At 64.6% G+C, this 22,146-nt stretch carries 13 protein-coding genes; 5 read left to right on the forward strand and 8 right to left on the reverse strand.

The window, feature by feature from the left end; translation table 11 throughout:
• Positions 1-60 precede the first annotated feature (60 nt).
• Both FVW59_RS12385 and FVW59_RS12390 read left to right on the forward strand, forming a co-directional pair.
• Positions 61-912, forward strand: a complete 852-nt coding sequence (locus FVW59_RS12385) for an SDR family oxidoreductase (RefSeq protein ID WP_148064659.1) — start codon at positions 61-63, stop codon at positions 910-912.
• 46 nt (positions 913-958) lie between these two features.
• Positions 959-2,083, forward strand: a complete 1,125-nt coding sequence (locus tag FVW59_RS12390) for a zinc-binding dehydrogenase (protein ID WP_148064660.1) — start codon at positions 959-961, stop codon at positions 2,081-2,083.
• A 7-nt stretch (positions 2,084-2,090) separates the two neighbouring features.
• Here FVW59_RS12390 and FVW59_RS12395 read toward each other — a convergent pair whose 3' ends face one another.
• Positions 2,091-3,563 (reverse strand): HAD-IB family hydrolase, encoded by a 1,473-nt coding sequence (locus FVW59_RS12395; RefSeq protein ID WP_148064661.1) that lies wholly within the window; start codon positions 3,561-3,563, stop codon positions 2,091-2,093.
• Positions 3,564-3,864: 301 nt separating this feature from the next.
• Here FVW59_RS12395 and hrpB point away from each other — a divergent pair, with 301 nt between their 5' ends.
• Entirely contained in the window at positions 3,865-6,441 is a 2,577-nt protein-coding gene (gene hrpB, locus FVW59_RS12400; RefSeq protein ID WP_148064662.1) for an ATP-dependent helicase HrpB, read from the forward strand.
• An 18-nt stretch (positions 6,442-6,459) separates the two neighbouring features.
• Here hrpB and FVW59_RS12405 read toward each other — a convergent pair whose 3' ends face one another.
• The 7 genes from FVW59_RS12405 to putA all read right to left on the reverse strand — a co-directional run bounded on the left by FVW59_RS12405 (position 6,460) and on the right by putA (position 20,076).
• A complete protein-coding gene (locus tag FVW59_RS12405; protein WP_187275869.1) occupies positions 6,460-6,993 on the reverse strand; it encodes an OmpA family protein in 534 nt (177 codons plus the stop codon).
• Positions 6,994-7,028: 35 nt separating this feature from the next.
• Complete coding sequence (locus tag FVW59_RS12410; RefSeq protein WP_148064663.1) at positions 7,029-9,509, reverse strand: TonB-dependent receptor; 2,481 nt, start codon at positions 9,507-9,509, stop codon at positions 7,029-7,031.
• 165 nt (positions 9,510-9,674) lie between these two features.
• Positions 9,675-11,876, reverse strand: coding sequence for a YgiQ family radical SAM protein (locus FVW59_RS12415; protein WP_148064664.1), 2,202 nt, complete (start codon positions 11,874-11,876; stop codon positions 9,675-9,677).
• A gap of 162 nt (positions 11,877-12,038) precedes the next feature.
• Positions 12,039-12,665 (reverse strand): hypothetical protein, encoded by a 627-nt coding sequence (locus FVW59_RS12420; protein ID WP_148064665.1) that lies wholly within the window; start codon positions 12,663-12,665, stop codon positions 12,039-12,041.
• 155 nt (positions 12,666-12,820) lie between these two features.
• A complete protein-coding gene (locus tag FVW59_RS12425; protein ID WP_148064666.1) occupies positions 12,821-15,304 on the reverse strand; it encodes a TonB-dependent receptor in 2,484 nt (827 codons plus the stop codon).
• Between the two features lie 101 nt (positions 15,305-15,405).
• A complete protein-coding gene (locus FVW59_RS12430) occupies positions 15,406-16,248 on the reverse strand; it encodes an ion transporter (RefSeq protein WP_148064667.1) in 843 nt (280 codons plus the stop codon).
• Positions 16,249-16,317: 69 nt separating this feature from the next.
• Positions 16,318-20,076, reverse strand: a complete 3,759-nt coding sequence (putA, locus tag FVW59_RS12435) for a bifunctional proline dehydrogenase/L-glutamate gamma-semialdehyde dehydrogenase PutA (RefSeq protein ID WP_148064668.1) — start codon at positions 20,074-20,076, stop codon at positions 16,318-16,320.
• 195 nt (positions 20,077-20,271) lie between these two features.
• On the opposite strand from putA, the gene FVW59_RS12440 reads away from it, so the two are divergent.
• Entirely contained in the window at positions 20,272-20,703 is a 432-nt protein-coding gene (locus FVW59_RS12440) for an Lrp/AsnC ligand binding domain-containing protein (RefSeq protein ID WP_425468406.1), read from the forward strand.
• 62 nt (positions 20,704-20,765) lie between these two features.
• Positions 20,766-22,040: a DUF819 family protein gene (locus FVW59_RS12445; protein ID WP_148064670.1), complete on the forward strand. Its 1,275-nt coding sequence runs from the start codon at positions 20,766-20,768 to the stop codon at positions 22,038-22,040.
• Positions 22,041-22,146 lie beyond the last annotated feature (106 nt).

The following is a 22,146-nucleotide window of genomic DNA, read 5'->3' on the forward strand; positions in this document are numbered from 1 at the left end:
GTGCATCGTGCGGGCCTGCGCTAGAGTGGAACGCTACATAACAACAGTACGGGACTCAATATGCAGGGCAAGCGGATAGTGATCACCGGGCCGACGGCGGGCATCGGGCGGGAGACGGCGCTGGAACTGGGGCGCCGGGGCGCGCAGCTGACGCTGTTGTGTCGCAATCGCGACAAGGGCGAAGCACTGGCCGCGGAGATTGCCGGGCAGGGCGGCGCCACACCGCAGGTGATACCCCTCGATATGGCCTCGCTGGCCAGTGTGCGGGCCGCCGGGCAGGCACTGGTCGAGCGCGGTGAGCCCATCGATGTGCTGATCAACAACGCCGGCCTGATCAATACCGAACGCCGGGAAAGCGTGGACGGCTTCGAGGAAACCCTGGCGGTCAATCATTTCGCCCCCTTCGTACTGACCGGACTGTTATTGCCATTGCTGCAGGCGGAGCCCGCTTCGCGCATCGTCAATGTCGCTTCCGATGCCCACAAGTTCGTACGCGGGATGGGGTTTGATGACATGCAGGCCGAGCAGGGTTTTCGCACCTTTCGCGAATACGGCCGCTCCAAGCTCGCCAACATGCTGTTTACCCTGAGCCTTGCGGAGCGCCTGGGAGAGCGGGGGCCCACCGTTAACTGCCTGCACCCGGGGGCGGTGTCCACCTCGCTTGGCAGCCAGAACGACGGCGTGCTGAGCGGTTTGTTGCCGCTGTTGCTCAAGCCCTTTTTCAAGTCGCCGCAGCAGGGGGCGCAAACCACGCTGTTTCTCGCCTGTGACCCGGCGGTGGCACAGGTGAGCGGCAAGTACTTTGTCAACAGCCGCGAGGTCAGTCCCAAGCCCTGGGCGCTGGACAGAGAGGCGGCTGATCGCCTGTGGCGCTATACCGAGGAGTGTACGGGCTTCTGCTATTGGTTATAGTGAGCGGCCTGCGCTACGGCCCACATTCGATGAAAGGAGTACCCCCATGACCACTGGACTGCAATTGCGCTCGCTGGTGAGCGAAGATGGCACGCTGGAACTGTCCCTGCAGGAAGTGACGGTTCCCGAACCCGGCCCCGGCGAGGTCGTGGTGAAACTGGATGCCGCTCCCATCAATCCCTCCGACCTGGCCCTGCTGACGGCGATGGCGGACCTGGAGTCCGCCACCCAGGGCGGCAGCGCGGAGCGGCCGGTGATCACCGCGAAGATTCCGGAAGGGGCCATGCGTTTGCTGCAGGGGCGGGTGGGGCAGTCCCTGCCGGTGGGTAACGAGGGCGCCGGTGAAGTGGTGGCGGCGGGTGACTCCGACGCGGCCCAGGCGCTGCTTGGGAAAACTGTCGGCCTGTTCGGCGGTGAAACCTACGGTCAGTACCGCTGCATCAACGCCATGCAATGCCTGCCGCTGGAGCCCGGCACCACCGCCGTGGATGGCGCCTCCTGTTTCGTCAACCCGATGACGGCCCTGGGCATGGTGGAAACCCTGCGCATGGAAGGCCACACCGCGCTGGTGCACACCGCGGCCGCCTCCAACCTCGGCCAGATGCTGAACCGCCTGTGCCAGGCGGAGGATATCGCCCTGGTCAACATCGTGCGCCGCCCGGAGCAGGAACAGATCCTGCGCGACCTCGGTGCCCGCTACGTGGTGAATTCCAGTAGTGACAATTTCTTCAGCGAATTGACCGAAGCGATTGCCGAAACCGGCGCCACCCTGGCGTTTGACGCCACCGGGGGCGGCAAGCTGGCCAGCCAGATCCTCACCTGTATGGAAACTGCAGCGGCGCGCAAGATGACCGAGTACAATCGCTACGGCTCCGATACCTACAAGCAGGTGTATATCTACGGCGGCCTGGATATGTCACCTACCGTGATCCAGCGCAGCTTCGGGTTCGCCTGGGGGCTGGGCGGCTGGCTGTTGCCCCAGTTCCTGGCCAAAGCGGGTATCGAGAAGATGCTGGAAATGCGGGCCCGGGTGGCGCGGGATATCCACACCACTTTCGCCAGCCACTACACCAGCGAAGTCAGCCTGAGCGGCGCGCTGGACCTGCAAACCCTGCGTCGCTACAGCCGCCAGGCCACGGGCGAGAAATTCCTGATCCGTCCCTGGAAATAGCGCTCCTCTAACTGGCCGCCCGCAAAGACTGGGGCAGGGCGGCCACGCTCGACTTGCCCAGCAACTCGCAGTACTGGCTCTCGATGGCGTGGCAGGTCTGGCGCACGCTGCCCATGCTTTCGGGGTAGACCGGCGGCAGGATGGTGATGCGGATGGTCGCCGGGCGAATCAGGAAGCCGCCCTTGGGCAGGGCGTCCTTCACGTTGTGCAGCACAATCGGCACCACCGGCACCTTGGCTTTCTTGGCCAGGAAGAAGGCGCCGGCCTTGAAGGGCTGGATATTGCCGAGAGTGCTGCGGGTCCCCTCCGGCGCAATCAGCAGGGAGCGGCCGCTCTGCAGGACCTCCAGCGCGTTTTGCAGCACCGCGGCCTGGTCCTTGTCCTCGCGATCCACAAAGATCGTACCGGCCTGCTGTAACAGCGGGCCAATCAGCGGGTTGCCCGCCATTTCCTTTTTCACCAGCGGTACCACGTCCCGCCGTAACAGGTGGGCCAGTACCAGTGAGTCCAGCAGGCTCTGGTGATTGAAGGTGAAAATGGCCGGGCGCACGCCGAGCAGGTGGTCCATGCCCTCCACTTCGAAGTCGAGCCCGGCAAAGCCGCTGCCGACATCGCCCAGCAAGCGCGTCAGCCGGTTGGCCTTGCCAAAGGGCTTGAAGCCCAGGCGCTGGCCAATCACGCCGGCGAGGGTGGTGGCCGCTACGGTTTCCACCGTCAGTACCGTGCGCAGCAGGGATTCCAGATTCGGTTTGCCACGTGAGGCAAAACCCAGTTGCGGCCACTGCTCGGCGCGGGCGTGGGCCGCCAGGCGGTCGGAGGGGTTTACCGCCACCGGGTGACCCACTTCCTTCAGCAGGGGCAGGTCGGCACTGGAGTCGGTGTAGAACCAGCAGTCGCGAAGTTTCACACCCTGTTGCCGGGCGATGCGTCGCGCGGCCAGGCTCTTGCCCTCGCCGTAGCACATGGGGTTGATGACCTTGCCGGTAAAGTTGCCGTCCACGACTTCCAGGCGGGTGCAGCAGATTTCGCCGATACCCAGTACCCGGGCGATGGGTTCCACCTGGTACTGGCTGGCGGCAGTGACGATGACCAGGTGATGGCCGGCGGCGCGGTGGGCCTCTACCAGCGCGATGGCCTCGCGGAACAGGCTGCGGGCCAGGGTGTTGTGGTAGGCGCGTTCGCCCAGTTCGCTCAGGGTCTGTTCGCTGATACCGGCCAGGCTGCGGGTGAGCCGGCGCACCAGGCGGTGATAGTTGCCGCCGGTGTCCCGGGTGCGTTGCCGCAGCAGGTCGCGCATGACGCGCAGGGACTGTTTCAGCTCGCCGTGGCGGGCGCCGTGACGGGCGGTCTCCCAGGCCATGGCGACAATGGAGTACCCGGCAATCAGGGTGCCGTCGAGGTCGAAGAAGGCAACCGCAGGCTTTTCGCCAGCCCTCTGTTCCAGCCCATCCAGATGGGCTTCAAAGTTAGAGTAGGCCATGTTCGTCCTTGCGCAGAGCGCAGTCAGCGCGCTTTGGCAGCGCGTCAGTAATAGACAGAGCAAATAACTTGCCAGAAGCGCAGCGATGTTAAATATTGCGAGTGACAGCGGTGTGACGGCGGCAAAAGCTGTGACAAATTGCCGCTGCCGCGACAGTGTGGCCGTGGAGCCGGCAATGCCCCGCACCAAAACCGCGCACCGATTTCCCCCGCGGCACCAAGGCCTTGCATCAGGGGCATGCCGATGGTCTGGACGATGGCCTGTAATAGCTTCGCCCCGGCCAATCCCTTAGACTTGCGCGATGCCCGACACAGCCACTAGCGATCTCCCCATCCACGAGGTGCTGCCGCAGCTGCGCGCGGCGCTGGCGGCGGGCACTGAAGCGGTGTTGCAGGCGCCGCCGGGCGCCGGCAAGACCACCGTGGTGCCGCTGGACCTGTTGCACAGCGACTGGCTGGCCGGGGGCACCATTCTCATGGTGGAGCCGCGACGCATGGCGGCCCGGGCGGCGGCCCAGCGCATGGCGCAACTGCTCGATGAACCCGTGGGGCAGGCGGTGGGCTACCGCATTCGCCTGGATACCTGCGTCAGCGCAGCCACCCGTATCGAGGTGATCACCGAGGGCATTCTCTCCCGCCGCTTGCAATCCGACCCGGCCCTTGACGGGGTGGGGCTGGTGATCTTCGACGAGTTTCACGAGCGCAGCCTGGACTCGGACCTGGGATTGGCCCTGGCCCTGCAGGCGCGGGAGCTGTTTCGCGAGGCGGAGGCCCCCCTGCGCCTGCTGGCCATGTCGGCCACCCTCGACGGCGAGGCGGTGGCCGCATTGCTCGGCAATGCCCCCGTCATCACCTCGAAGGGGCGCCAGTACCCGGTGCAGGTGCACTACGGCTCACCCTACCAGTTGCGCGACAGCATCATTGCACCGCTGGTTGATACGGTGCTGCGCGCCCTGCATGAACAGTCCGGGAGTGTGCTGGTATTCCTGCCCGGGCAGGCGGAAATTCGCCGCGCCAACAGCGAACTGGCAGCCCGCCTTGCGCGGCACGCAGGGGTGTCGGTTTGCCCGCTTTACGGTGGCCTGTCCCTGAGCCGGCAACAGGCGGCCATCGCCCCGGCAGCGCCCGGCGCGCGCAAGGTGGTACTGGCGACCAATATCGCCGAGACCAGCCTCACCATTGAAGGCATTCACACGGTGGTCGACAGCGGCCTGGAACGCCAGGCCCTGTTCGATACCGGCACCGGTATCACCCGCCTCGCGACCCGCCGCATCTCGCGCGCTTCGGCAGAACAGCGCGCCGGCCGCGCCGGCCGGCTGGGGCCCGGCGCCTGCTATCGCCTGTGGAGCGAGGAGCAACAGCGGCAGCTGGCACCGCAAGCCACGCCGGAGATACTGCAGGCGGACCTCGCCCCCCTGGCCCTGCAACTGCTGGCGTGGGGCGTACAGCGACCGACGGAACTGCGCTGGCTCGACGCGCCTCCCGCCGGGCCCTATCGCCAGGCCCTGGAGGTGCTGGCGGCCTGCGATGCGGTGTTCAGCCCGGCGCCGGGGCAGTGGCAGTTGTCTCCCCACGGGGTGCGGCTGGCGCAGATGCCCCTGCACCCGCGGCTGGCCCATATGCTGCTGCTCGGCTGTGACATTCACGCTGGCGAACTGGCCTGCCTGCTGGCCGCCTTGCTCGCCGAGCGCAACCCGCTGGCGGACAGCGGCGCCGACCTGCAGCGCAGCATGGCGGTTTTGCTGGGCGATTCTCCCTGCCCCAAGGCCCTGCAGGGCTGGTACCGGCGCATCTGGGACCAGGCGCGGCGCTATGCCCGTATTTCCAGCGCGATTCACCAGCCGCGCGCGGTGGCCTTGCAAGTTGCAGCGGAGGATGCACTCGGGGTACTGCTGGCGGCAGCCTGGCCAGACCGTATCGCGCGCCTGCGCTCCGCCGCCGACAGCGCCGCCTACCAGTTGGCCAACGGCCGCAGCGCGCGCCTGCCGGCGGAGGATGAGCTCTGCGGCGAAACCTGGCTGGCGGTGGCCGAAGTGGGGGGGCGCCGCGGCGACAGCGAAGACCGCATATTCAGCGCGGTGCCACTGACAGGCAGCGCCTTTGACGGGGTGCTTTCCTCCCTGGTGGAAGAGCGTGAAATTGTGGCCTGGGACGATCGCAGTGAGCGCTTTCAGGCCAGGCGGACTTTTTCCGTGGGCAACATCGAGCTGCGCTCGGAGAGTCTGCAGACGGTGTCCGCCCAGGCGCGGGGGCGGGCATTGCTGGACATGCTGCAGCAGCGCGGACTGGCTGTGCTGCCCTGGACACCGGCGCTGCTGCAGTGGCGCGCCCGGGTACAACTGCTGCACGATGAGGCCGCAGCCGCTGGCACAGACAACCCCTGGCCGGATCTATCCGATGCGGCCCTGCTGGCCGGGCTCGAACAGTGGCTGCTGCCCTGGCTGGATGATGTCCAGCGCCTCTCCGATTTTGCCCGGCTGGATTTGCGAAGCATTTTGCAGGCGTTGTTGCCGTGGCCCCAGCCGCTGGAACTGGAGCGGCTGGCACCGGAACGTATCGCTGTGCCCTCCGGTTCCAGTATCGCGGTGGACTACAGCCAGAGCCCGCCGGTACTGGCGGTGAAGCTGCAGGAAATGTTTGGCTGCGAGGATGGCCCGCGTATCTGCAACGGTGGGGTGGCCCTGTGCATTCACCTGTTGTCGCCCGCCGGACGACCACTGCAGGTGACCACCGACCTCGCCAGCTTCTGGCGCAATGGCTATGCGGAGGTGCGCAAGGAAATGCGGGGGCGCTATCCCAAGCACCCCTGGCCGGAAGACCCGGTCAGTGCGCTGCCGACCCGGCACACCCGGGCGCGGCAGGCGCAGGAGGCGGGCTGAGGCGCCCGGCACTACAGCCTATTTGAGTACGACCACCTCAACCCGGCGATTCATGGCGCGCCCACTGGCACTGCTGTTGTCCGCGGCAGGCGCATCTTCGCCGTAGGAGATGGTCGCCATGCGGTCCAGGGCCACGCCCTGGCTGTGCAGGTAGCGGCGCACCGATTCGGCCCGGGCCAGGCCCAGCCCCTGGTTGTACTCTGCGGAGCCGGTGGCGTCCGTGTGTCCCTGAATCTCCAGGTAGACATTGGCGTTGTCCGCCTGCAGCTGGCTGGCGAGCTGGCCCAGGCGTGACTGGGCGCTGCTGGACAGGTTGGCGTCGTCAACAGTGAAAGTGAGATCGTCTTCAGTCAGGACCACGTTGTAGAGAAATTTGCCCTCGGCCAGCACACCGGCCTTTTCGGCACGCTCCAGAGCCTCGCGGCTGGTGGCGCTCCACTCGTCAACACGGGTTTCCAGCGCGGCGAAACGCTCGTCGACATAGCTCTTGGTGGCGCACCCGGTGGTTGAGATGACAGCCGCGGCCAGTACCGCAAATTTCAATGTACGCATGGTCAGCTCCCTTCTGCTCTTTGGAATGGTAAAGATCAGAAAGTATAGCCCAGGGTTATACCGTATGTCCTCGGCTCCAGCAGAAACTGGTTGGTGGCCAGCCCCACGTTCTGGTCGCCCAGGTACTGTCCGGTCACGTGGTCGTCGTCGTTGAGGTTGCGGCCCCAGACTTCGGCGAACCAGCTGTTGTCGGCGCTGTACAGTGTGAGCGTGGCGTTCCACACATCCCAGGCATCGACCGTATCGTTCCCGGTGTTAAATACCCGCGCGTAGAATTCATCCTGCCAGTAGTAATTGGTGCCGGCCACCAGTTCCATGCCATTGTCGAAGGGCCAGCTGTACTGCAGGCCGAGGTTGATGGAATACTCCGGCGCATTGGGCAGCTGGTTGCCGTCCAGGTCGGCCTCGATACCTGCGCAGGGCGCTACGCCTCCGGGACAGCCGGGGCCAAGGTACACGTTGGCGTTAACTGCGTTGGCGATGAACTCGGTGGTGCCCATCTGGTTGATATCGGCCGGATCGAGGCTGGTTCCGCCGTCCATTGCCGTGTCCAGCCAGGACAGGTTCGCGGTCAGGCGCAGTCTGTCGGTGGGCAGCCAGACAAACTCGCCCTCGAAGCCCTGGATGGAGGCGTCGAAGTTCTCGTTGAGGCTGGTCTGCTGGGTGATCTTGGAAATCTGCATTCCCTCGTAGTCGTAGTAGAAGTAGGTCAGGTTGGCCTGCAAGGTGTTGTCGAACAGGCGCGATTTAATCCCTACTTCAAAGGCATTGATGTACTCCGGATCAAATTCGGCCAGCGAGGGGTTTTCCTGCAACAGCACGGAATCGGCGGAGATGGGATTAAAGCCGCCGCTTTTATAGCTGCGCGACAGGGTCAGGTAGGCCATCACGTCCGCGTTGATATCCCAGGTGGCATTGAACTTGCCGGTGGGCTCCTCCCAGTTGCCGTCGAAGGCGTCGTAGTCGCCGCCGGGCAGGGTGGGGTCGTTGAGGAAGTTGAGGTAGATGGTGCGCTGCTCGGAGGATTTCTCTTCCTCGGTATAGCGCAGGCCCAGGGTCAGGCGCAGGCTGTCAGTGGCCTGCCAGTACAGCTCGCCGAAGGCGGCCCAGGTCTCCAGTTCGTAGGTGCGGGTGTCGTTGTCGAACAAGCGTTGATCAGAAGCGATGCCGAGAGTGTCGCCATACAGTTCCAGCGCGGCCGAATGCACATAGTAGTGGACTTCGCTCTCGTAGTTGAGCCAGAAGCCACCCACCAGGAAGTTCCAGGGGCCGTCAAAATCGGAGGCCAGGCGTATCTCCTGGCTCCACTGTTCCGGTGTGGTGGTGGAGCGGTCGCTGGAATAGGCCCGGTCCACGGTGATGGGGCCATCCGGGCCGCGATCGACGGTCACTTCCACCGGCCAGGGCTCCGAGGCGACGGCAAAGTCGTAGTCGTTGCGGGCGTCCAGGTCGGAGTTGTGGTAGCCGGTCAGCCAGGTCAGGGTCAGCTTGTCGAGGTCGTACTCCACCTCGAAGGAGGCCATCCAGTCCTCCACCTCGTAGCGCGGTTCGAAATCCAGGAATTGCTTGCGGGGGTCGTCGCTGATGGCGGAGTTGAGGTAATCGTCGTCGGGAAAGTCCATACCCAGGCGGGCGGCCACCAGGTTGTTGATCAGGAAACCGGTGACCGTTGCCTGGCTGTTGGTGCGCTGGTTGGCGAGGCCGGTGGGCAGGCAGCCGATGATACCGGCCGGGTCGCGCAGGCAGCGCTGGTTACTGCCGCGCATGCGGTCGGAGTCTTCCTTCATGTAATTGACCACCAGGTTGACATCGGCGCGCTCGCCGGACCAGCGGGTGGAGGAGCGCAGGGCGTACATGTCGCGGCCGTCGATGTCATTGCCGGTGTGCTCGTTGTCGACAAAGCCATCGCGTTTCAGCGAGAAGAGGGAGAAGCGCTGGGCCAGGTTGTCGGTGACGGGCAGGTTGACGGCGCCTTTCACCTTGACGTGGTTGTAGTTGCCCACTTCCAGGTTGATATTGCCGCCCAGCTCATCTTCCGGCTTGCGGGTGATGAAGTTGATCACGCCGGCGGTGGTGTTGCGCCCGTACAGTGTGCCCTGGGGGCCGCGCAGGACTTCCACCCGCTCGGCGTCGAAATACTCGGTTTCGAAAATACGGCCATTGTTCAGGTAGACGCCGTTGAAGTGGGCGCCGGTGCCGCTGTCCGCGGCCGCGCCGATGGCCTGGTTGCCGATGCCGCGGATGGAAATGGCGGCGGTGGTGAAGTTGTCCTTGCTCATCAGCATGTTGGGCACCGAGAACTGCATGTCCAGGGATTTGCTGATCAGTGCCCGATCCAGTTCGGTGCCGCTGAAGGCGGTGACCGCGATGGGCGTATCCTGCACCGTGGTGGCCCGCTTCTCGGCGGTGACGATGATCTCCTCCAGCATGCCGGCAGCCTGGCCGAAACTGAGTGGGGCGAGCGACGCTGCCAGCAGGCCGAGCGCAAAGGGGGTACCGACTGAACCGCGGGACATAGGCCATACTCCGATTTTTATGATTAGAACTTCGAGTACGCGGCCTACGCTAGCAAAGAATTCCCGGTATGAAAACGGAAATTACCCACCCCTGTCGCAATTGATGGGTGCAAGGCGGGGCAAGCGGTTGTAGCTCCGCCGGTCGGCGGCGTCCGGAAAAGTGCTTTAGCGCCCTTTGCGGCGGGGTGCTTTCGGCGTGCGCGGCAGGCCGTTGTGCTGGGTGGCGAAGGGGCGGGACTGGCTGTCACCGGCGACCCGCTGGTGGCGTTTGGGCGGTTGGCGGGGGGGCACCAAATGTACCTTGCCGTTGCCGATCAGGTCGGAGCGGCCCATCTTTTTCAGGGCCTTGCGCAGTTCCGGCCAGTTGTCCGGGTCGTGATAGCGCAGGAAGGCCTTGTGCAGGCGGCGCTGCGACAGCTTCTTCACGGTGGGCATGGTGTCGGCGCCGCGGCTGACCTTCTTCAGCGGGTTCTTGCCGCTGTGGTACATGGCGGTGGCGGTGGCCATGGGGGAGGGGTAGAAGGTCTGTACCTGGTCGGCGCGGAATTTGTTGCGCTTCAGCCACAGGGCCAGGTTCATCATGTCTTCATCGCGGGTGCCCGGGTGGGCGGCGATGAAGTAGGGAATCAGGTACTGCTCTTTGCCGGCCTTTTTCGAATACTTCTCGAACATCGCCTTGAAGCGGTCATAGCTGCCCATGCCGGGCTTCATCATCTTCGACAGCGGCGCGTCCTCGGTGTGCTCCGGGGCGATCTTCAGGTAGCCGCCGACGTGGTGAGTGACCAGTTCCTCCACGTATTCGGGGGTTTCCACCGCCAGGTCATAGCGCAGGCCCGAGGCGATCAGCACTTTCTTCACGCCCGGCACGGCGCGAGCGCGGCGGTACAGGCTGATCAGGGGCGTCTGGTCGGTGTTCAGGTTCTTGCAGATGCCGGGGAACACGCAGCTCAGCTTGCGGCAGGCGGCTTCGATGGCCGTGCTCTTGCAGGCCAGGCGCCACATGTTGGCGGTGGGGCCGCCGAGGTCGGAGATCACGCCGGTAAAGGCCGGCGAGGTATCGCGGATGCGCTCCACCTCGCGGATGATCGAGTCCTCCGAGCGGTTCTGGATAATGCGGCCTTCGTGTTCGGTGATCGAGCAGAAGGTACAACCGCCAAAGCAGCCGCGCATGATATTGACCGAGTGACGGATCATCTCGTAGGCGGGGATGCGGGCATCGCCGTAGGCCGTGTGCGGCAGGCGGGTGTAGGGCAGTTCGAACACCCAGTCCAGTTCGTCGGTGTCCAGCGGGATCGGCGGCGGATTCAGCCACACATCGCGGTCACCGTGGGCCTGTACCAGCGGGCGGGCGTTGTGGGGGTTGGTTTCCTTGTGCAGGATGCGCGAGGCGTGGGCGTAGAGAACCGGGTCATCCTTCACCTGTTCGTAGGCGGGAATGCGGATCACCGCCGGGCGCGTATCGCGGCGGTCGAGCAGGGTGACTGGCACCGCCTCGATCTCCGCCGCCACCGCCGCGGGCAGTGCGCCGCCGGGTGTCATTACCTCGACCACTCCGGTTCCGCCGTCCTGCTCGCCGGACGTTGCGCAGCTCTCACTGCGGGTATCGGCATAAGGATTGATGTGGGGTTCTACCGGGCCCACCACGTCGATGTCCGTGGAGTCCACGACACGCCAGCCCTCGGGGACCCGCTTGCGCACAAACCCGGTGCCGCGCAGGTCGCGGATATCGCGGATGCTCTCGCCCGCTGCCAGGCGGTGAGCTACATCGACAATGGCGCGTTCGGCGTTGCCGTAGAGCAGCAGGTCGGCGCGGCTGTCCAGCAGCACGCTGCGGCGCACCTTGTCGCTCCAGTAGTCGTAGTGGGCGATGCGGCGCAGGCTGGCCTCGATGGAACCAATGACCAGGGGTACGTCCTTGAAGGCTTCGCGCACCCGCTGGCTGTACACCACCACCGCCCGATCCGGCCGCTTGCCGCCCTCGTTGCCCGGGGTGTAGGCGTCGTCATTGCGGCGTTTGCGGTCCGCCGTGTAGCGGTTGATCATGGAGTCCATATTGCCGGCGGCCACGCCGAAGAACAGGTTGGGCCGGCCCAGGGCCTTGAAAGCCTCGGCGCTGGTCCAGTCGGGCTGGGCGATGATGCCCACCCGGAAGCCCTGGGCCTCCAGCACCCGCCCGATCACCGCCATGCCGAAGCTGGGGTGGTCCACGTAGGAGTCGCCGGTGACGATGATGATGTCGCAGCTGTCCCAGCCGAGGGCGTCCATTTCCGCGCGGCTCATGGGCAGTTCGGGAGCCGGGCCAAAGCATTCGGCCCAGTACCGGCGGTAGTTGTACAGCGGTGTGGGGGCGTTTTCGGAAGCGGACATGTGAACAGGCGCTCGTGGCGCGGGCTGGATGGCCAGTAACAGGGGCCAGGGTCATTCGACAAGGGGCGCGATTGTACCTGAAAAGTGGTTTGCTTGCCCTGTGCAAATGTCCGCTTCAGGCGCCCCGGCCCCGGGGGCCGGAACGCCGGACTCCGGGGAGGCTCAGCTGGCTGGGGCAGTGGTCTCGGGTTTCTCCAGTTCCAGCGCCAGAGCCTGGCTGAAGGTCACCACCACCGGGGCGCCGATACGCAGTTCCGGCATGATCTCGGGGTCCACGTCAGTCACTGTGTGGTAGTTGTCGCGGGGGTCGAGGAGTGTGACGGTACCCAGCAGGCGGTTCATGCCTTCGATCGAGCAGACCGCGCGGACAACGCGAACACCGGCGGCGGCGGGCAGTTCGTCCAGCGAGGCGATTTCCGCGTCGTCGACTTCCTGCCAGGGGTTGGCCAGCTCCTGTTCGGTGGGCTCGCGCAACTCGGCGGCGAAGGCTTCGAGATAGGTGGCGACGACCACATCGCCCACGGCAAACTCGTCGAGGCGCTCAATATCATCGCTGGCAGAGAGGGTAAACAGGTTGCCCTCGGGGCCTTCCAGAGTGACGTCGCGGGTGTCGTGATCAATGGCCGTGATGGTGGCCTCGAGCTGAACCGCGGCAGCGCGTTTGGCCGTCGGGACCGTTTTGGCCGCTTCCGCTTCCGCGTCCTCGGCGCTGGCTCCCATTGCCGGCACAAGAAGGCTTGCGAAAAGCAGCCAGGCGCTGAAACGGGAAGCAGTGGATGTACGTGTCATCGTTATCTCCTTGGAAGGTGTTTTACGTTCGAATGCCCTCCGATCTGCGCCGGCCAATAGGCTGCGGCACTCCAGGCTCCGCGGGCGTCTGGAGTATAGTTCAAGGATTCGCAGTGTGTTGCCGCACACTGCGAATACGCTGACATTGCCTTGAATCAGCTCTGGAAACGGTAGACAAAGTCCATCCCCACCATGCGCGGTGGAATGCGCCAGCCGGTGAGCGAGCCGATGGCGTCGCCGTTGTCACCGAAGACGGTAATCACTTCCTCGTCGAACAGGTTGGTGCTCCAGGCGCTGATTTCCCAGCGCTCGCCCTCCGGCAGCAGCGAAATACGCAGGTTGGCGAGGTCGTAGGCGTCCACCTTGCGGGTCGGGTCGTTCAGGCTCTCCACCCGCTCGTCATTCCAGGTGTAATCGAAGCGCGTCAGCAGTTCACCGAAATCGCCCAGCGGCAGGTAGTACTCCAGCGCCAGGTTGACCTTGTTCTCCGGTGTGCCCACCCGGGGCTGGCCGGTCAGGTCGTCCTCGGCGGTTTCACCGGCGGCGGCGATGATGTCGAAGTCGGTGTACTCGGTTTTCAGCCAGCTGTAGTTGCCGGACAGGCTGAGGTGGTCGGTGATCAGCCAGGAGCCTTCCAGTTCCACCCCGTAGCCCTCGGCATCGGCATTGCGCAGGTTGTAGCTGGGAATCGGCTGCCCCAGCAGTTTCAGCTCTTGCAGGTTGCTGTATTCGTAGAAGAAGGCGGCGACATTGAACTGTACCCGGTTCTCGAAGTAGGCGCCCTTGCTGCCGATCTCGTAGTTGATCACTTCCTCTTCATCGTAGGAGGTATCGATATCCGGGCCGAAGTTCAGGCTGTTGAAGCCGCCGGACTTGAAGCCGGTGGCCACGCTGGCGTAACCCATGACGCTGTCGGTGAAGTGGTAGTCCAGCACCAGGCGCCCGGAGAGGGCGCCCCAGGTATCGCTCTGGGAGCTGTCCAGCACCGCCTGGCCGTTGTTGTAGAAGGCCAGCCCGAAGTCGGCGCCGGCAATCTGGTTCTGGTACTGGGTGAACAGGTCGAAGGCCTTGTCGTCATAGGTATAGCGCAGGCCGCCGGTGAGGTTGACGCGGTCGGTCACGCTCCAGGTGGCATCGCCGTACAGGGCGTAGCTCTCGTAGGTGCCGCTGCTCTCAACCGACTCTATCCAGTCGTCGCCGGCGGCGATGCGCGGGCCGACATCATTCAGGATCTGCAGCAGGCCGACCAGCGGATTGCTGGACAGGCCGAAGTCCTGCAGTGTGCCCTGGTCGTTCAGGAAGCTCCAGATAAAGGCGGAGCTGGCCATGCCGTCCAGGCCGCGATCTTTCAGTTGCTGGCGGTAGCCGGGCTGGAGCTCGGACACCTCGGTATTGGTCAGTCCGTCCAGGGCGTCGATGTCCTCCTGGGGCAGGCCGGCGAGCACGGACAGGAAAGTCTGGGACGTCTCGGAGGTCGAGTTGCGCAGAATTTCCGACCAGGCGAAGGATTCCAGCGTACTCATTTTGAATTCGGCAGTGGTCAGGTGGTCCACCGTTTCCCGTGAGTAGGCGGCGCCCGCGGTCCATTTCAGGGTGTCGGTGGCGCCGGTAAAGCGAAACTCCTGCGAGAAGTATTCGTTGTCGTCCGGGTTGGAGGAGGCGAAGTAGTAATCCGGATTGTTGGAGCCATCCAGGTCTTCCAGCAATTCCGTTTCAAACTGGCGGTAGCCGGTGATGGAGGTAAAGGTCACATCGCCCATGTCGTGATTGACTTCCAGGGAGGTGGCGAACATGTCGCGCTCTTCCTTGCTGACGAAGTCGTTGGCGATATCGCCGTAGGGGTCGAGCCGCCGGCCCGGGTTGGCGCCTTCGAACACGCTGTCGATCAGGGTGAACTGGGCGCCGCCGTGTTGATCCATCTTGCTGTACTCGGCCCGCAGCAACACTTCCGTGCTCTCGCTGACATCCCACAGCAAGCTGGCGCGCACACTGTCGGAGTTCTGTTCACTCTGGTCGGGGCCGGTCAGGTTATCCAGATAGCCGTCGCGATTGCGGCTGACTGCCAGCAAGCGCAGGGCCACCGTGTCCGACAGGGGCGTGTTGTACATAAATTCGCCGTCCAGTCGACCGTAGTCACCCACGCTGACTTTGGCCCGTCCCTCCTGCTCGAACACCGGCGGCTGGCTGATGATGTGAATGGCGCCGCCGGTGGCGTTGCGGCCGAACAGGGTGCCCTGGGGGCCCTTGAGCACTTCTACCCGGGCAATGTCGGCCAGCGCTGCCTCGGCACCGGCGCCACGCGCGGCATACACGCCGTCGACATAGACCGCGACCGCCGGATCCGAGCCGACCGTCCAGTCGTTGGTTTGCACGCCGCGGATGCTGTAGGTGGGCTGCAGGGCATTGTCATTGTTCATTTCCACGCCGGGGGTGAAGCGCCCCAGGTCGGTGAGGTTGCGAGCGGATAGTTTTTCGACGGTACTGTCGTTAAAAACACTGATGGAAATCGGCACGTCCATCACATTTTCGGCCCGTTTCTGGGCGGTGACGATGACTTCTTCCAGCATCGGCTGGGCGGCAACGGTGGTGGATGCGGCCATGATGGCAGCGGCAAGGGCGTGGCGTTGGTGGCGTTTCATGCGGTACAGCTCTCTAATCGTTATGCAGGTTCGAAGGCCGGTTTACGGCGCACACATTCTAGGAGCGGGACGCCAGGAAGGCCAGCCCCGGTGCTGACGCTCTATTCGCCGTCGCGACTGAGGGGGGGGAGGTCGCTGCCGCAGTACTTGCAATACCTGGCATCGAGGTCGTGCCCGGCCCGGGAGCACTGGCTGCAGTTGCGGGTGGTGAGGTGATTGCCGCGCAGGCCAGAGGCCAGTTCGGCGGTGATGATGCCGGTGGGCACGGCGATGATGGCGTAGCCGATCAGCATGCCGGTGGCGGAAATGGCCCGCCCGAGGGCGGTCAGCGGTACCACATCGCCGTAGCCGACGGTGGTAATGGTCACGATGGCCCAGTAGATGCTGATGGGGATGTTGTCGAAGCCGCTCTCGGGGCCCTCCACGACATACAGCAGACAGCCGAAAATCACGGTGATGATCATCATCATCGAAAAGAATACGAAGATTTTGCGGGTGGAGCGGCGCAGTGCCCCGGCCAGTATATTGGCCTCGTTGAGGAAGGCCAGCAGGCGCAGCACCCGGAAGATGCGCAGGATGCGCAACAGGCGCACGATCAGAAGGGACGCCGCCTGCGGGAACACCAGGGCGACATAGGTGGGCAGGATCGCCAGCAGGTCCACCACCCCGTACACGCTCAGCACATAGGCCTTGCGATTGGGCGAACACCAGATACGCACCAGGTATTCCACCGTGAACAGCACGGTGAAAACCCACTCGATCTGCCAGAACAGCCAGCCCCACTCGGTGTGCAGATTCCAGATGGAATCCAGCATGACGATGATCACGCTGGCCACGATGGCGACGATCAGGATGATGTCGAACCATTTCCCGGCCGGTGTTTCAGTGCCGAAAATGACGTCGTAGAACGCCTTCTGCAGGGGAGAGATGTCGCGCGCGGTCATGGCAGGCTGGCGTGGCCCCGGTCTGGAATGCCACGCCACTATATGCCAGGGAGCCCGCCAGATGAAACCTCAGCCGGGCATCGTCATCAGCGAGGCGTTGCCGCCGGAGGCCGTGGTGTCGATGCTGACGGTTTTCTCCTGCTGCGTCTGGCGCAGCAGAGTGCGCGGCGAGACACAGGTAATCAGCGGGATGATGGGCCCCTTGCGCCCGGCCAGCTGGCGCGCCACCGCATGCAGATGGGCGCTGCGGGCGTGCACCAGTACGCCCTGGGTCAGCGGTGATTCCAGGGCCTGCTCGGCGCTGGCCAGGGGCGCCACGACCAACAGGCCCGCGGGCAGACCGGCACGTTGCAGCGCGGCTGCGATGTCCTCCCATTCCGGCAGCAGGCTCTGGGCGACGAAGGCGGTCAGGGCATTGCCGCCGACCAGCACTGACAGTATTGCCATCAGGTACTCGCCATTGTGGGCCGGATCGTCCAGCAGAATGCTGAGGTTGCCGCGGGGCTCGAGTTGCAGGGTGTTGGACTCGCCGGTAGGGCCGGGCAGCACCGTCGCCTCGCCCAGGCAATCCGCGGCATAGCGCAGCTGGCTGCGCGCCGCGGCCAGGGTGTTTTCCAGCATCAGCGGGTCGTCGGCCGCCGGGCGTTCGGCGTAGGTGGCGATGAACTGGCGCAGGATGGAAATGCGCTCGTTGAGGGAGCGCGATGCCCAGGCCTTCTGCAGGTCCTTGCCGGCGCGCAGTTGGTCGATGACCGGTCGGCCGCCGGCGATGGGCAGCGGGCGCTGGTGCTCGGCGTTTTCCGCTTCCTCACCGGTGGTGACCAGACGCCCGAGGTAGTCCGGTCCGCCGGCCTTGGGGCCGGTGCCGGACAGCCCGCGGCCGCCGAAGGGCTGCACACCCACGATGGCGCCGATCATGTTGCGGTTGACGTAGATGTTGCCGGCGCTGACGACGCGGGCCGCTTCCTCACAGGCGTCCTCGATACGGCTGTGAATACCGAAGGTCAGGCCGTAGCCTGTCTGGTTGATCTGCTCCAGCACCTGGCGGAAGTCCTGGCCAGCGAAGCGCACCACGTGCACCACCGGGCCGAACACTTCCCGCTGTAACAGGGACAGATTGCTGATTTCGTACAGGCGCGGGGCGAAGAAGGTGTGCCCGTCACCTTCGGGGATGTGGCACACATGCAGCAGGCGCCCGGTGCCGTCCAGGTAGTCCACGTGTTCCTGCAATCGCGCCAGCGCTTTGCCGTCGATCACCGGGCCGATGTCGGTGGCCAGCAACGACGGGTCGCCGATACGCAGCTCGCGCATCGCACCGATGATCATGTCGATCACCTTGTCGGCGATATCCTCCTGCAGGAACAGTACCCGCAGGGCAGAGCAGCGCTGGCCGGCGCTCTGGAAACCGGAGGTGATGACATCGTCCACCACCTGCTCCGGCAGGGCGGTGGAGTCCACCACCATGCAGTTCTGGCCACCGGTCTCGGCGATCAGTGGTACCGGGGCATCGGGGCGGGCAGCCAGGGCCTTGCCCAGCCAGCTGCCGGTTTCGGTGGAGCCGGTGAACATCACCGCCTTGATGCGGGTATCGGGCACCAGTTTCTCACCGACCCGTGGGCCGGGGGCGACCAGCAGCTGCAGCACGTCTTCCGGCAGGCCGCAGTCGCGTGCCAGCTGGACGGTGCGCCAGGCGATCAGGCTGGTCTGCTCGGCGGGTTTGGCGATAACCGTATTGCCCGTAACCAGCGCTGCACTCACCTGGCCGAGGAAAATCGCCAGCGGGAAGTTCCAGGGGCTGATGCACAGCACAGTACCCCGGGGACGCAGGCCTTCGGCGGCAAAGTCCGCCTGCTCTGCGCGGGCGGCGTAGTAGCGGCAGAAGTCCACCGCTTCGCGGACTTCCGCCACCCCGTCGGGCAGGGATTTGCCGGCTTCCTTGCAGCACAGGCCAATCAGTTCGTCCCGGTTGGCCTCCAGTGCATCCGCCAGGCGGCGCAGAATGTCGGCGCGCTCCTGTACCGGCCGCTGCGCCCACGTTGGGGAGGCTGCGTGTGCGGTGTCCAGCGCCGCTTCAATGGCGGCGTCATCGGCGTAGCTGATACGGCCCACCAGTTCCGCGTGGTCGGCGGGATTGCGTATCTCCACCACCTCGCCGCCACTGCTGGCATCCACGGGCAGGGTGGCAAGCCAGGCGTTCATCGCCTCGCGGGCGGGCTCCAGCACCTGCGGGTCGGTCAGGTCCATACCGGCGGCATTGGCCCGCTCTGCGCCGTACAGGGCGGGGGGCAACGGAATATGGGGGTTGCGCCGGTCGCGCCACTGTCGCACCTGTTCCACCGGGTCCTCCAGCAGGGATTCCACCGGGATGTCCTCGTCCACAATGTTGTTGACGAAGGAGGAGTTGGCGCCGTTCTCCAGCAGGCGGCGCACCAGGTAGGCCAGCAGGTCGGCGTGGACGCCCACGGGAGCGTAGACCCGGCAGGGAATATTCTCGCCTTCGACCACCTGGTCGTAGAGGGCGTCGCCCATACCGTGCAGACGCTGGAACTCAAAGCCTGTGCGGTCGTCGCTCATCTCCAGGATGGTGGCCACGGTGTAGGCGTTGTGGGTGGCGAACTGCGGGTAGAGGCTGTCGCGATACTGCAGCATTTTCGCGGCGCAGGCCTGGTAGGACACATCGGTGGAGGGCTTGCGGGTAAATACCGGAAAGTCGTGTTCGCCTTCCACCTGGGCCAGCTTGACCTCGGTATCCCAGTAGGCGCCCTTGACCAGTCGCACCATCATGCGTCGTCCCACCTTCAGGGTGAGCTCGCGCAGCCACTCGATCACGAATATGCCGCGTTTCTGGTAGGCCTGCACGGCGATGCCAAAGCCCTCCCAGCCGTCCAGGTCCGGGTCGGCGAACACCGCCTCGATGACGTCCAGCGACAGGTCGAGGCGATCCGCTTCCTCGGCGTCCACGGTAAAGCCGATGTCATGGGCCCTGGCGGCCAGTGCCAAAGCCTTGAGTCGGGGCACCAGCTCAGTCATGACCCGCTGCCGCTGGCCGAATTCGTAGCGCGGGTGAATGGCCGAGAGCTTGACTGAAATCCCGGGGCTTTCGATGGGGCCACGTCCGGCGGCGGCCCGGCCGATCACCTCGATGGCGTTCATGTAGCTGTTGTAGTAGCGCTCGGCGTCGGCCATGGTGCGGGCACCCTCGCCGAGCATGTCGTAGGAATAGCGGTAACCGCGGGCTTCCTCTTCCCTGGCGCGCACCACCGCCGAGTCGATGGTGGTGCCCATCACAAACTGGGTGCCCATGATCTGCATGGCGTAGCGCACCGAGGCGCGGATCACCGGTTCACCCAGCCGGCCCATGGTCTTTTTCAGCAGGCCGAACTGCGCGCTCTTGTCCTCGTCGTTGTAGTTCACCATCTTGCCGGTGAGCAGCAGGCCCCAGGCCGAGGCGTTGACGAACAGGGAATCGGACTGCCCCAGGTGGGAGCTCCAGTTGCCGTCCGCCAGCTTGTCGCGAATCAGGCGGTCGATGGTGTGGCGATCGGGCACCCGCAGCAGGGCCTCCGCCAGGCACATCAGCACCACGCCCTCCTCGGTGGACAGGGCGTATTCCTGCAACAGGGCGTCTACGCCGCCCTTGCCGCTCTGCTCGGCGCGAATTTTCATCACCAGCTTGCGGGCCCGCTCCCAGGCGCGGCTGCGCGCCGCGTGGCTGATATCCGCCAGCGGCAACAGGTGGTCGAGTACGGCGTTCTCGTCCTTGCGGTAGAAGTCGCGCATCTGCGCGCGCAGGGTATCGGGGGCGGCCAGGGAGCCTTCCAGCAGCATGATCTGTCCTCATTGGCGAAGGGCTGAAAAAGGAAAGTGTAGTCATTTGCCCGCAGCATGAGCTGGCTTTTTTGGGCTTTTCCTCGTCTTATATTTGGCTAGAATACGAATTTACAGAATAAAGTTCTGACAAAGGTGGTGATGAAGGTCAAAGCGGGTAGTGTGGCGGCGATTGACCGTACAGATACGAGAATTATGGCTCTGCTGCAGGCCGAGGGCCGCATTTCCAATGTGGAGCTGGCGCGGCGGGTCAACCTCTCGCCGAGTCCCTGCCTGGAGCGGGTGCGGCGGCTGGAAGCGGCGGGGCTGATTCGCAGCTACGGCGCCAAACTGGATGCGGCGGCGCTGGGTTACGGCACCTCCGCCTTTATCCAGGTCACCCTCGATCGCACCACCGCCGATGTCTTCGACCGTTTCCGCGACGCGGTGGTACTGATAGATGCCGTAGCCGAGTGCCACATGGTGGCGGGGGGCTTTGACTACCTGCTGAAGCTGCGCCTCAAGGACATGGAAGCCTATCGCGAGGTGCTGGCGACCATCGTCGACCTGCCCGGCGTGGCCCAGACCCATACCTATGTGGTGATAGAGGCCATCAAACAGGACAGCGGCCTGCCCCTGAAGGCCTGACCCGGTTTCTGGCATTGTCCCGGGACGGGCGCTATCCTGCGCGCTTTGCCCCGGGAGGATGCATGGCCAGTCCCAGTGCCGATCTCAGTCAACTGCCGCTGATCCAGAGCGACGCCGTGGCCCTGGGGCTGCTGGCCCTGTGCCTGGGCCTGGTGTTCTACACCGAGCACAGCAAACACCCGGCCTGCCAGCGTTTCTACCGCTATGTTCCCTCCCTGCTGCTGTGCTACCTGCTGCCCTCCATCCTCAATACCACCGGTATCATCAGCGGTGAGCACTCCAGTATTTACTACGTCACCTCGCGCTTCCTGCTGCCGGCGGCGCTGGTGTTGCTGACCCTGTCCATCGACATGAAGCGCATCGCCGCCCTCGGGCCCAAGGCCGTCGTGATGTTCCTCACGGGTACCGTCGGCATCGTGATCGGCGGCCCCATCGCCATCCTGCTGGTGTCGCTGGTGAGCCCGGAAACCGTCGGCGGCGCGGCGCCCAACGAAATATGGCGCGGCCTGTCGACCATCGCCGGCAGCTGGATTGGCGGCGGTGCCAACCAGACCGCCATGTACGAAATGTGGCAGGTGTCCAACGACATCTTCCCGTCGATGATTGCCGTGGACATCATCGTCGCCAATATCTGGATGGCGGTGCTGCTGATCATGGCCGGTCGCGCCGACGAGCTGGATAGAAAGCGCGGCGCCGACAACTCCGCCATCTACGAGGTGCGCCAGGCGGTGGAACATTTTGAACGCCACCACGCGCGCATGCCCTACCTGCCGGACTTCATGTTGATGCTGGCGGTGGGCCTGGGCGTGATGGGCTTTTCCCACCTGCTGGCCGACGCCATCGCCCCCTGGATCAGCGCCAACTACCCGGCCCTCAACAAGTTCAGCCTCGGCAGCCAGTTTTTCTGGCTGGTGGTGATCGCCACCACCATCGGCCTCGGCCTGTCCTTTACCCGGGTACGCAACCTTGAAGCCGCCGGCGCCTCCCGTATGGGCTCGGTGTTTATCTACTTCCTGGTGGCGTCCATCGGCATGAAGATGGATATCAAGGCGATTGTGAATTATCCGGGCATTTTTGTGGTGGGACTGATCTGGATTTCGATCCACGCGGGGCTGCTACTGCTGGTGGCGCGTCTGATCAAGGCGCCGACGTTCTTCATTGCGGTGGGCAGTCAGGCGAATGTGGGCGGCGCGGCGTCGGCACCGGTGGTTGCCGCGGCTTTCCATCCCTCGCTGGCGCCGGTGGGGGTGTTGCTGGCGGTGCTGGGCTATGCGCTGGGCACCTATGCAGCGTGGTTGTGTGCGGTGTTGATGCAGTTGGCGGCGCCGGTGGGGTAAGCCCTTTGCTATTTGTTCTGCTTCTTTTTTCGTTCGCGCTGGATGGCGGAGACCATCTGGCAGGGCCGCTACGAGACACGCTACGAGCACGTCCATGGCCGCTGAC

Origin of the sequence: Parahaliea aestuarii (genome assembly GCF_008064635.1) — a bacterium.
In the GTDB taxonomy this organism is placed as follows: Bacteria; Pseudomonadota; Gammaproteobacteria; order Pseudomonadales; family Halieaceae; genus Parahaliea; species Parahaliea aestuarii.